Consider the following 12,607-nt stretch of genomic DNA (forward strand, 5'->3'; position numbering starts at 1 on the left):
TTTATAATTTGAAGAAAGATTAGATGAAATTAATCATCTAATCTCGGACCCTTTCAAATTATAATAACTTGTTAATTGGATGTTCTTCTATAGGTTCGGTACCGATATCTTTTGCAGCTTCAGCAATCATAATATCAGTCATACCACAAGCAGGGAATGCGAGTCTTGCGTTTTCGATAGGTCCGAAAAGTACGAAGTCTCCACCACACATTTGTTGTACGATGTTAGAACCTATATCACAAACAGGCCATGCTTCTTTGTGTTCTTTTTTGTATCCTCTTAACCAGTCCCATGCGGAAGGTACGTTGTGAATACCAGAACCTACAGGGTACCCCCATTTAGCTTTTACAGCAAAGGAAGTCCTACATGCAGGACCTGCACCTTGTCCTAAAGGAGTGACTGCTACGTCCATCCATGGTTTGGTAATTCCACATCTTTCTGCCATTTCAAGAATACCTTCATCGATAACAGATCCACCAGTTTCCCAGATTTCGAGTTTACCTGGTACACCAGGAGTCATTGGGTTGAACCCTAAGAGAATGGATGCATCAATACTTGAGTTAGCTACAGCTTCGATTTCTGAAGGTTCTGCTGCCATACTTAAGGAATTGTATACAGCTCTTTCAGATAATCCTACCTCTTCAACATATTCTACACCTGCAACTTTTGCAGCTGCCGCAGTTGAGTCGATAAGGAAAGGTTTGTCACAGATGTCTCCGACAAATTCTAAGTATTTAACCATAGCTTCAGGAGTTGCACCGAAAGTTTGTACAACACAAGGGTTACCGGTTACGTCAGACATTTCTTCCATTGTTTTAATTCTTTCTTCAGCAGCATCTTTATCAAAGATACCTTCTTTTTCATCACTAATAATATTGTGTCCGCCATAAAAGATAGTTCCACATAAAACGGTAGGGTATTCACCAGGTTGTCCCCCCATTTTTATACCAGCAATATCAATGACGAGTTGTTCTTTATCAAATCTAAACATTTATAATCCTCCAATTTAGATTAATCCCATAAGAGCTTGCATTGCGCTAACATAACCAAATTCAATAGACACAATCAAGATTATAAGACCTAAAATTATACCATATAAAATACCAATATCTCTACCGTTTTGTTGACCTAAACGTTGGAAGTATTCCCCAACAGCAAACTCTACTTTTTCTTCAGCTTCATCTAATTTTTGAGTTGCAGCTGACATGTCGTCGGTAGATACAATAATTTGAGGTACAGATTGTTCTTCAGACATTTTATAACACCTCTATAAACCACATAATTTAGCTAAGAATGGAATGACAACTGCTAAGCAAAGAGCAATTCCAATACCAATAGCTATTCCAGAAAATCTGGTGCTGATTACGCCAGCGAATAATCTTCCTTCTCTTCCTAAAAGCTTTGCACGGTATTCTACATCACTAGAAGCATTTCTAATACCACGAGTATTTGGTTTGTTTGAAAATTTAACCATTTTATAAAACCTCCAGTTATATGCCTGTTAACGGTGCCATTAATAATAAGAAACCGATTACTAAAGTAAATACTAATCCAATCATAATACCTTGGACTTTACCAGAATAGTTACCTGCCATATTTCTTTGTACAGCACCAACTAATTTGATTTGAGTATCAATGTTTCTTATTCTTGCTTCGAGTAATGCAGTTTCTGGGGAAATAGGACGAATTTCTTCACCATCGTCTTCGTCGTCATCTCCTTCAGATACTTCAATAACCATAGCATCTTCTTCAAAAGCACCAGGATCTTTTTCGATACATTCTTTTACTTTTGCAGTGATTGCTCCACCATCTTCGTTGTCAATCATGTCAACGATTTCTAATTGTTGTTGGAACCTTTCTACTCCTTCCATTGGAATGTTTTCTACGAAAGGAATAGCACCAGTAGCTCCAGTAATTTTTTTCTTTTCTGGGTCGCAACCATTTTCATGTAATGCTTTAAAACTTTGACCAGTAATGTGACCTTGTACTTCTGCACCACATAAGATTAAGAATCTGATGTTTGGGTTTGAAATGATGTTTGCTACAACTTTTTCAATACCTAAGTTTTCAGTTTTACAAGGACCAGCAATTGCTGCTCCAGCAGCAGCTGGGATATCTTCATTGTGAGAAGCTAAAGTAGTTACAGCAACAGGGCTTTCTGGGTCTCCTACAATGTAGTCTCCACTTACAACAGGCCAATTATCAGCAGTAGGTTTTTTGTCAACCATCTATAAAACCCCCATAGCTGTTAATATAGGCATAGCTGCCATAATAAGGAACATTCCTAAGACAAATCCATATACCATGTTGGTTAATTTACCTGCAATGACAAAGTTGCCTTCTCTTCCTGGGAAGGAACCTAATGGAGCAGAGTTAGGATCTAAGGAATTCATTAATTCATCAGCAGCTGCTTCGACTTTTGCGATTTCTCCATTTATTTCATCCATAGATAAAATAATTAAATCTCCACCACCAGCTCCGAGAATACCAGATTCTGGGTCAAGATTTAAACTTAATTCAGGAATAAATTGTACTAAAGGTAATACCATCTATAACAACCTCCTTATTCCTCAACTTTTGGCCATAAACCAGCCCATTTAACAGATGCAGCTGCTTCACATGAAGCGTTAACAAACATCTTAAATGAGATGTACCAACCGATAAGTCCGACAATTAAAATTGCAAACCATGCATATCCACCAGCTGAAATAGCAAGAATACCAGTAATTATCATAGTTAAGAATGCAGTAGAAGCACCACATTTAAGAGTTCTTACTTGGTCTTCGTTTGGTCCTAAACATGCGTTGAATGGGTGTTGGATAGCCATAGTACATAATATGTAAAAGATAGCAATAAATCCAGGAGCAATTACAGCAGATAAAAGTAAGTCAATTGAGTATCCGCCTGCAATAGCAGCAGAGAATCCTAAAACAGATAATGCTGCAGCACCTGCAATTTCTGCAGTGCATCTTTCCATAACAGGAATTTTCATACCAACAATTTTTTTAGCTACAATAGCCACTAATAATCCAATAAGCATTGCAAAGATCAATGCAAGAATAGGTCCAGCAATTTCTAATCCAGTTAATTTGAAAGCTGCGATAATACCTACACCAGCTAAAGCACCGATTACACCAATACCTAAAGACATGTAACCGATAGAAGGTACACCAGTACCTAAACCATAACTTGCTACACTACGGATTGCAATTACACCCCAAAGGATTGCACAAACTGCACCAAGACAGCTTAATACAGGTCCGATAACAGGGTTAATACCAGATAAGTATATACCGAGTAATCCACCGATAATACCAATAGCTAACATTACATTAGCATCTACTGCACCTTCTGCAGGTGCTCCACTTCCTCCAGCAGACATCTTAAATACCTCCAATCATTAAAACCATGAAGATTGCAGCTACAAGAGATACAATAGCACAAGCTAAAATTCCAGTAGGAAGTCTTTTAAATTTAGGGTCAACAAATCCTTCAATAGTACCTCCAATGTTATAGGAAGCAGTTACAGAGTTGATGAAGAACATACCTACAGATAAGATAGCAGCTAATCCTGCAATAACAGTAGCGTCAAATCCAGTCATGTTAGCGGTTGCGAATTCGTTAATAGCCCAGTAGACTAATCCACCACCAGCACCACCAAGTAAACCACCAATGATACCGCTAATGTAACATACGGTAGGAATACCGTGTCCTTCGGTACCAGGAGTTTTATATTTTTCTTGGTTCCATTTGGTGATTGGGTCAACTGCAGCTTTACCGGATGCTGGTACTACACCAACACCATAAATATAAATAAAGTTACCAATAAGCATGGTGATACCCATCATTAACATGGAACCGACTGCACCTGCTAAGATAATCAACCATACTGGTTGTCCTGTCATAGAAGCTGCGGTAATGAGTCCAGTTAAACCTGCACCAGCTGCTAACATTGCAGTACCAGTTCCTACACCGGTAGCGGTAGCCATAGCTGCAGGAGCACCACCTACAGGAATGAAGTGTACACCTCCTCCCATAATTATACCTGCAATTACAACACATATAATAAACATAATAAGATCCATAATGTAACCTCCTTATTCCTCATATGGTCCGAATTTTTCTCTTGCAGACTTTTCAAGGAAGTAGTTACCAGCGATTAATAAAATAACGATGATAAGTCCTACAACTTGTCCTCCAATAGCTCCAAATACAACAGTAATCCAGAAACTAATGAAAACAATAAGTCCGAAACAGAAACCGGTTAAAGGTCCACCATATTTAGCACAGAAGTTACCTACATCGATAGAGTTTTTAGCACCGAGAGGAGCTTTGGTTACGATATCCCCTTGGATAGCTACAGGAGTACCTCCACCGTAATCGAATTTTTGGTATTCACTTTCTGCACCGTAATGTACATCCCCTGTGGATGAACCGATTGCACCAATAGTAATTCCCCATAGTACAGCGAGTAATGGTAATGGGAATGGGTGTCCAAGACCATTTAATGGAAGGGTCATTAAGTAAGCGATTCCTACAATACCGAAACTAGCTATAAAACCATGAGCTGCGATAGGGCCTAAGGATTGGGTTAATACATCCATAAATAATGGTTGTTCAAATTGAGATTGACCAACAATCCTTCCCATGTGTGATGTGACTGTATAAATTGCGTGAACAAATGCAGCAACAGTAGAACCCATTGCAATTGCTACTATAGGAATAATACCCATACCCATTGCAAGAGCTGCGATACCACCAGCGATACCACACCAGCATCCATATGCTACTGGTTCACCAGAAGCTGCCTTATTGATCATACGGTGTAAATGTCCCATTTGTGGAGCAAGTTGAACTTGTGAGTTAGGGTTACTTTGTGAACCGATGTCAGACTCTAAGTCCTCTGCAGCACCAGCAATGGTTGCTGCTGCACCCATTAATGCGACTACACCTAATGTAATAGGGTCCATATTTTCTTTTCCTCCTTAAATTTTATTAAATTTAATTATTTAATAAACTATTACGTGATTAATTTTCCTATTAACCACATTTAGACATATTCTGCTCAAATATAAAACCATAAAGACATAAAATAAAAATGGACTAAATAATGGACTAAAGCAAAATTTAGACCATTTTTAGAACATCTGAATGATTTTATACTTTATGATTATACCTCATAACTTAAACAAAGATTTTATAAATCAAATAAGCCAAGGCAAACCACTTAGCTTTTAATCTAGCTAGATTAAATCCTTAAAGTGTTAAGAATGAAATATTTGATGAATAAATCTAAAAATCTTAATAATTAAACCTGAATAACTAAAAAGATAAACCAAGAATTTTTTCAAGCCTACTTAAATTAAAATAAACTTAAAATTAATTAATTTAGAGACATTAAACTCTCTATATTCTATAATTTTTTTAAAACACTATATATAAGCTTTACTAAAAAATCTCAAATTTTATCAATTATTTTTAGCATTACCTTAATTTTAAAGCGATTTATCAAAATCAATTGAAATTAAATCCATTTAAATTAAGTTAAAATCTTATATTGGCACTAATTTCCTTAAATTTTCTTTATAAAATGCATTTTATTATTTTCAAAATCAATTGAAAAAAAATCCATTCTACTTTATACAAACAAATATACTATTGAAAAAAATAAATAAGGTAAAATCTATTAGGATAAAAAATCCTATAGATTAAAAACCTTATTTATATATTCCCGTTTACACCAAACTTATTTTGCTGGAATGATGATAGATCTTTCACCTGCAGGTTCGAATTCTCTTAAAGCACCTTTAGCAAATTCTGCTCTGACTTTACTGAAGTCGAATGGCAAGTTTTTGTCAGCAAATGCAATCTTAATGAGAGGGTTCATTGCAAATGCGTCTCCACGAGCACTGTGAGGTGCTTGTGCGATACCTGCATATTCACCTTGGTGACCTACGTTCATTGCATAGTTAGGGTAGTTAGGACCTCTTAATTCAAGTGGTAAACCTTCGTCGTTTCTGATAGCGAATACGTTAGCTGCACCACATTGATCTTGTAAGTCGTAACCGTAGAAACCTAATCTGGAATGTTGTTCTTTGTGTAAGTATTGTGCTAAGTACCATGCAGATAAACCGGTTTGTGCATTACCAGTTGCGAATGCAGTGGAAATACCTGAAGCTGCAGATATAACAGCAGCTCTTTGAGAACCACCGAAGTGAGTTTCAAGTAAAGCTGGGTATTCTTCGTATTGTTCTAATGAGTAGAATGCTACTTCAGAACCCACGTCAAGAACAGTGTCCATGTTGTTAGGTGCAGAACATAAGTCTCCGTATTTGTCTTCTACGTAATCTTTACCGTAGTAAGCGAAGTCGTCCAATACGTTATCGGTGTATGCTGCGGTAGCATATTGAGTAAATCCTACACCACCAGACATGTAAGAACCTAACCAAATTTGGTCGTATAAAGCAGCGCCTAAAGCTACTACTTCTAATGAAGATTCTACAGGGTCGTCGGTTACTCTGGTAGCTTGACAGATATCTGCCATATATCCGAATGGTACACCACCAAGTTCGTTACCTGCTCTTGCTCTTCTGATTGGTAAGTAAGTACCCATACCAATAACTTCTGCGTGTTTGGATGCATAAGCGAAGTCACCAGTAGCACCTTCACCTGCACATTGTCCGTATGCGGAAATCATGGACATACCAATTTGCATAGCAGACCATCTGGAAGTGGTACCCCCATCACAAACTCTACCTACAACAGATGGGATTCTTACAGCTTGCCAAATAGCTCCACCTACTTCAGCTTTTAAAACTTCAGCTTGTTCTTCTGGGAACTCTTTGTTAATGTCAATTACGAATGCTGAGTCGATTTCATCTGCTAAGTCGTCATCACCAGTAAAGATTTTTACATAGGAATCTTCTACTAATAATGGGTTGGTTTCTACCATGTGTTCTTGTACTACAGCTGCACCAGGCATAGCGTGGTTTACAACTTCTAAGTAGTTGGTAATGGTTTCAGGAGTTACTTCCATACCTAACCTTTTTTCGAGTACGTTGTGAGCAGTGTTTAATCCTACAATTACAGTTTTTCTGATATCGTCCCAAGCTTGTTGGATAGCAGTGTTGTTGATGAAGTGTAAATCGTCACCTTCAACAAAAGTGTCAGTACCAGATAATTGGTAGGACATTAAAGCTCTTTGTCCAAGAGGAGTACCGATGTCTGGGTTGTACATTGGAATTCCTCTTTTTTCTGCGATTTCTTTTCCTCTGTTTACAAATTCAGTTTTTCTTTCAGATTGAGTCCAACCGCCCATATTATAGAAGGTAGTAGTTTTTTCTTCTGGAGCTTCTTTGAACTTTTTAGTCATTGCATCTAAGAATTTTTTATCAGCCATTTTAATAAACCTCCCTATAATTCTGGGTTGTAACCAAAGTTAGATCTAGTGACATGTATTTGATTTAATACAGTTACTGCATCTTTGTCTTCTCTGTAAGCTTCACCATCACATCTGTAGATTGTGGTTTTAGCTCTGAGAGTTTCTTCATCTAATGGTTCACCTAATACAACAGGTTCGTCTAATTCGTGACCAATTTGGTCTTTTACCATTTCTACTTTACCGGTTTCTTTGTTGAATACTTGTCTTCTGAGCATGTCAAACATCATACCGTTTTCGTCAAGTCTTAAAGAGTGACCGTGTACACCTGCACCTCTGATTCCAGAACGTGCGGTATCAAAGTATTCATTTTCTAAGATTTCTTTTGAAATTCTTTCTAAGTCTCTTTCACGAGCTTCGATAATTTGTCTACCGGATAATGTACCGGTATCGATTCCTCTGTATCTGTCTACATAAGATCTTGCTCTTAAGTATGGTTGTGCTGGAGCAAAGTACATTGAGTCTACAAATTGGATGTATCTTACTCTGTCCCCTGCTTTTGCACCATCAATAGGTTCTACAATTTCTCTAATAATGTCATCAGGTTCATCGAGTTCGTCGAGAGGTGGGTGAACAGATTTGTATTCTTCACCTGGAGCTCTGTGACCTAATACTTTAACTACATCTTCATCAGATATTTCTCTTAAAACTTCTAACTCAACATCTGGGTTAGTGAATTTTCTTCTGTTTTCAGCTACCTGAGAAGTTCCTGGATAATATTGTGCCATAATTATGCATCTCCTAATGTTAATCTAACTTTTCTAATAATCTCATCTAATTTTTCTTGAGACACTGTTTGTCCCCTGATAACCCCTGATACTATGTTCATGATTTTACCTTCTGTTTTTACCTCTTCAGGCATGACCTTTGCGGTTTTAACACCGATTTTTGCAAAATCTTCAAAGTCTACAGGATATTCACAAATAATAACACAAGGTTTGTTAACGTTACGCAAGATTAATCTTGCCTTGTATGTAATATGATTTCTTACTCCACCTAAGTGAACCACAATAACCTTAAACTTTTGCATTTGTTCAACTTCCTTATCAGTTAAACCAAAAGCATTACCTGCACCACCTGCAGGAGCATCATGTGGAACACCACTACCTGCATCCAATATCATAGTACTAGTTAATAGGTTAGCTTCACGTAAACCAAAGGTAATTTCACAGACAGGTTTGGTAATGTGTCTACGACCGGGAGACATAGCAACTGCCAAAACATCACTTCCACATTCTGCAAAAGTTCCCCTTTGAGCAATTCCTCCTCCTTCACCAAGACCTCTTGTTTCCCTACAGTCTACTATATGTGTGCATCTTCCAATCATACTATCATAAACCATTAATCAAAAATTTAATAGATATCTTATTCCATTGTATCTTTTTTTAGAATAGATACATGATCCTTAAATTTAGAACGGGTATCTGCAATACCAATTAATTCTTCAGGAATTTCTGTATCCCTACCATATTTCAATTCATCAGAAACGGTTCTTTGCTTTCTGATATATTGGGATTTGCTGGTATTAATATCAAAACCAGTAGTGATATGTTCATCACATATTCCTCTAATTTCATCAATACCTGACTCATCATATAGCTCTACAAAAATTCTACCAGTTTTAACTTTCAATTCAATTTCCTCACCATTAACCACAATTATTCTGCGATCACCATAAATACGGTCAATCTCATCTTGTGGAGGAAGTCTTGGACCTTGAATAACAGTTCTTTTAACTGATTCCAAAGCTTCTAAATCATTCAATAACTTTTCAGTTGTGTCTGTCCCTAAAATTCTATGTGGAAATATTTCAATATCCATTATTTAACCTCAGTATCTAAATCATAATGATTTAAATAATTATTTATGTGAATTTTAAATTAGATTTTAATTAACAAGAATTAATTCGATAATTAGATGTCACCTTTAATCTCAGCAGCTGCTAAAGCAACATATTTGAGTGGTTCTCTGAATTCGTCAATCTCACTGTATACCTCTTTAATTAATCCAGAAGTTGCTTCTGGAGAGAAGAGTTGGGTACCAGCATCTAATGCCATACCTGCAGCTACACAAGGAATAGTAAATCCTTTACTGTGTCTGGTTACTACGTGGTTACCGTTGAATAAACCAGGACCTCCTCCACCATAGATAGAGTGAGAGAAGAAAGAGAATCCTACAGCTACCCCTTCAGCTCTACCGAAGTCAATACCAGGTAAACCGGTAGCGAATTCGACATTGTCGTTGAAGTATAAAATAGAAGATGGAATACCTTGAGCAGCTCTTGCTGCACCAACGTTTACCATTACAGCAGCAGTACATCCTGCAGCAGCATATGCATTCCATTTAGCTGCGTCATTGGTTGCGTACATGTTGTATCCGGTTAATTCTTTTTCAACAGCAATTACACCATCAGCTTCAGCTTTAGCGATAGTGTCTTGTACGATAGAACCAACAGTTCCTTCTTTAGCGTTGTCTTGTACGAAACCTAATACCATGTTGTCTGCGTTTAATCCTTGGTAAGCTAAACCTAATAAGTGCATTCTTTCGAAAGCACCAATTGCGTCACCCATTTCAAACATTGCAGTTTGTTCGAAAATACTTGCAAGTGCAGTTGCTTGTAAGGTATTTTTTAAGGTAGCAGCTACGAAGTCGTTTGCTTTAATGTTTCTTAAGGAGTAACCTGGACCTTCTAATTTTTGTGGTACGTCTAACATGGTTTTTAAGTTAGCACCCATGTATTCTACAGATTGTGGGTATCTTCCTAAGATAGCAGCTTTTACCATGTTTGCGTCGTACATGTTTACGTCAAACTCTTTGATAATAGCTTGAGTTAATGCAGTTGCGGTAGCTAAGGTTGCTACGGAGTATTCTGCGGAAGAGTCTAATCTGATAGTTGGAATTTGGACTAAAATCCTTTTTCCACCAGAGAGTACTTCACATTTAGTATCATCGTCTTCAGTTACTTGAAGCATGTCTTTTACAGCAGCAGCAATGGAGTCAGCTTGAGCTACGATGTCAAGATCCATTTCTCTACCTAAGATTTTAGATTTTGCTCCACCGACGGAAGCAGTTTTTAAAGATTTTTCGATTCCTTCTAAGTTTACAGCTACAGTTCTTTTAACACCACTAATAATGTTCTTAATAGCAGGGTTACGTAACGGACTTAGAGCTTCGATTGGTACATCAGATTCTACTAATGAACCTCTGTCGTCGTATAAATCGACTTTATCATCAAACTTTGCCAATTTTTTCCCTCCTAAATAAATAGAGTTAATATACCACTCAACAAAAACCATTTCAGTTTTTTGTGAGTAAGCCATAAAGCAAAATTTTTGCAATAGCCAGCTATTTGGTATACAAATATTAGTTTATTTAAAATATAATATAAACATTCGTTTAAGAATTAAATAGAAAACTTTATAAGTAATAATATTTTTTAATTTTTTTATTATATAAAAGTCAAAAAGTAATACTTTTTTAAATTAATTAAAATAGTATAAATGTTAAAAAACGTATCATTTCAGATTATAATTAAAAAATAAGTATTTTAAAGATAGAAATTTTTAAATAAATACAAACAATTTATTTAAGACTAAAATAAAGAAAAAAATGAAAAATCGTGAAAAATTCAAATATTACTTAAATTCGGCAAAAGTAATACTATTAGTAATACTAAAAACAGACTATTTTTTTAAAAAAAAATTTTAATTGATAAAAAATGAAAAAATATGAAAATGGAAATTTATAAAATGAAAGTTTAAAATGAAAAATTAGAAAATTAGAAAATTAGAAATTTAGAAAGCCCTCTTCATTCCAAAGAAATTGATTGCTTGAATAAGATCAATGAATGAACCTAACTCATGTTCAATTACTTCCTCTTCAGACATGCCACTGCTTAACTCACCATCAACACTTAAAGTGTCCGGACCATAACCTACAAGACGGCTTTTGCCATCTTGACTTAGAATCCTTTCTGCATCCAATTGGTGTATAAAAGCTCTTCCAGGAAGAATGACTGCATCCTTAATGTCATCTAAATCCAATACTTCAAGGTCTTGTCTTGTCATCAAACATGCGATGTCCTTCTTGGTTGCAACAACATTCACATTATCTGGAGCAATTTTATTAAAGATTTTCATTAAGAACGGCGCTGCAATTTTAGAGGTTAAAAGTGTAGCTTCACCAGTGACTTGAGGCAAGATTCCTAAAAATTCCTCATACTCATCTTTTGCTAATATGAATGGCGCTCCGATTGTTGGATCTGATAAAGGAGTTCCAGTGACTCTAAGATTATATTCACTATTGATTTGTTTTACAAGCTCTTCAAATTGAAGCGGTTCATGAGGAACAATACCTTCAACAACGGGCCCATTACCTAAAATCAAACCTTGATCATAACTATTTGCAAAACGCATCATCATCAATGCCTTTGCTCCCCACTCTTCCAACTTTTCACAGGTGTTTTGAAGGACTGCACCATCATTCACACCAGGAATGATTACTGCTGCTGCATGCAAGTCTGCACCTTCAGCAAAAAGTTGAGCAGCTTTAAGTGATTCTTCAGGACTTGGATCTAACATCCATTTCTTCCTGAGTTTTGGGTCTGCTGCAAAAATAGTGTATGTTACCTCATCAACTCCCTGATTCAGGAATTGTGTAGCAATATCACCATCATCAATTCCCTTTCCACTTGTATAACCTAAGTGAATTGGCAATTGCATTTGGGACAAGTTAAATATAAGTTCTTCAAGATAAGGATAACAGCTGACATCTCCACCACCGCTTATATTAACCTTTAAGTTAGCATCCCTTACAGGATTCATCATCAATGCCATCTGTACTTCACTGATAACTGAAAATGGCTGTTGAAATGGTTTCCCTGCCTCTTGAACTCCTTCCAAACATCTTGGACAGCCCACTTTATTAGGTGGACAATGTTGACATCCGAGAGCTTCTGTTAATGGTTTCACTTTTCTAAAGTAGCAAAACTTACAAAAGCCTCTGCAATCCTTCCCTGGAGTTCCACCAAGATCTGCTATAACTTGCATTTTTACACTTCTCACAATCAATCCTACATTTCGGCATGAAATAAAAATAAATATTAATTTAATTATTTAGAAATTTTGATTAGAAATTTTGATAATAATATTATAAAAATAAGATAATGAA

14 protein-coding genes are annotated in these 12,607 nt (G+C 36.3%); all 14 read right to left on the reverse strand.

The window, feature by feature from the left end:
• Positions 1-58: 58 nt before the first annotated feature.
• Positions 59-991: a tetrahydromethanopterin S-methyltransferase subunit H gene (mtrH, locus tag VW161_RS05880; RefSeq protein WP_304088233.1), complete on the reverse strand. Its 933-nt coding sequence runs from the start codon at positions 989-991 to the stop codon at positions 59-61.
• Positions 992-1,006: 15 nt separating this feature from the next.
• Positions 1,007-1,255 carry a tetrahydromethanopterin S-methyltransferase subunit MtrG gene (mtrG, locus tag VW161_RS05885; protein ID WP_304088230.1) on the reverse strand — a complete coding sequence of 83 codons (249 nt, stop codon included), beginning with the start codon at positions 1,253-1,255 and terminating at the stop codon, positions 1,007-1,009.
• A 12-nt stretch (positions 1,256-1,267) separates the two neighbouring features.
• Positions 1,268-1,474, reverse strand: a complete 207-nt coding sequence (locus VW161_RS05890; RefSeq protein WP_304088227.1) for a tetrahydromethanopterin S-methyltransferase subunit F — start codon at positions 1,472-1,474, stop codon at positions 1,268-1,270.
• 16 nt (positions 1,475-1,490) lie between these two features.
• The gene (gene mtrA, locus VW161_RS05895) at positions 1,491-2,228 is read right to left on the reverse strand and encodes a tetrahydromethanopterin S-methyltransferase subunit A (protein ID WP_304088224.1); all 738 of its coding nucleotides are present in this window, start codon (positions 2,226-2,228) and stop codon (positions 1,491-1,493) included.
• Positions 2,229-2,549 (reverse strand): tetrahydromethanopterin S-methyltransferase subunit B, encoded by a 321-nt coding sequence (locus VW161_RS05900; protein ID WP_304088222.1) that lies wholly within the window; start codon positions 2,547-2,549, stop codon positions 2,229-2,231.
• 14 nt (positions 2,550-2,563) lie between these two features.
• Positions 2,564-3,382 carry a tetrahydromethanopterin S-methyltransferase subunit MtrC gene (mtrC, locus tag VW161_RS05905; protein ID WP_304088220.1) on the reverse strand — a complete coding sequence of 273 codons (819 nt, stop codon included), beginning with the start codon at positions 3,380-3,382 and terminating at the stop codon, positions 2,564-2,566.
• Position 3,383: 1 nt separating this feature from the next.
• A complete protein-coding gene (gene mtrD, locus VW161_RS05910) occupies positions 3,384-4,085 on the reverse strand; it encodes a tetrahydromethanopterin S-methyltransferase subunit D (RefSeq protein ID WP_295605500.1) in 702 nt (233 codons plus the stop codon).
• A gap of 12 nt (positions 4,086-4,097) precedes the next feature.
• On the reverse strand, positions 4,098-4,970 hold the full coding sequence (gene mtrE / locus VW161_RS05915) for a tetrahydromethanopterin S-methyltransferase subunit E (protein ID WP_304088216.1): 873 nt from the start codon (positions 4,968-4,970) through the stop codon (positions 4,098-4,100).
• 776 nt (positions 4,971-5,746) lie between these two features.
• Positions 5,747-7,399 (reverse strand): coenzyme-B sulfoethylthiotransferase subunit alpha, encoded by a 1,653-nt coding sequence (gene mcrA, locus VW161_RS05920; protein WP_304088213.1) that lies wholly within the window; start codon positions 7,397-7,399, stop codon positions 5,747-5,749.
• A 14-nt stretch (positions 7,400-7,413) separates the two neighbouring features.
• Positions 7,414-8,166: a coenzyme-B sulfoethylthiotransferase subunit gamma gene (mcrG, locus tag VW161_RS05925; protein ID WP_304088211.1), complete on the reverse strand. Its 753-nt coding sequence runs from the start codon at positions 8,164-8,166 to the stop codon at positions 7,414-7,416.
• 2 nt (positions 8,167-8,168) lie between these two features.
• Positions 8,169-8,765, reverse strand: coding sequence for a methyl-coenzyme M reductase I operon protein C (gene mcrC / locus VW161_RS05930; RefSeq protein WP_304093032.1), 597 nt, complete (start codon positions 8,763-8,765; stop codon positions 8,169-8,171).
• A 38-nt stretch (positions 8,766-8,803) separates the two neighbouring features.
• The gene (mcrD, locus tag VW161_RS05935) at positions 8,804-9,259 is read right to left on the reverse strand and encodes a methyl-coenzyme M reductase operon protein D (protein WP_304088205.1); all 456 of its coding nucleotides are present in this window, start codon (positions 9,257-9,259) and stop codon (positions 8,804-8,806) included.
• A 92-nt stretch (positions 9,260-9,351) separates the two neighbouring features.
• Complete coding sequence (gene mcrB / locus VW161_RS05940) at positions 9,352-10,683, reverse strand: coenzyme-B sulfoethylthiotransferase subunit beta (protein WP_304088202.1); 1,332 nt, start codon at positions 10,681-10,683, stop codon at positions 9,352-9,354.
• 549 nt (positions 10,684-11,232) lie between these two features.
• Complete coding sequence (gene mmp10 / locus VW161_RS05945; protein WP_304088199.1) at positions 11,233-12,486, reverse strand: methyl coenzyme M reductase-arginine methyltransferase Mmp10; 1,254 nt, start codon at positions 12,484-12,486, stop codon at positions 11,233-11,235.
• Between the last annotated feature and the right edge of the window lie 121 nt (positions 12,487-12,607).

Origin of the sequence: Methanobrevibacter ruminantium (assembly GCF_016294135.1) — an archaeon.
Lineage (GTDB): Archaea > Methanobacteriota > Methanobacteria > Methanobacteriales > Methanobacteriaceae > Methanobrevibacter > Methanobrevibacter ruminantium_A.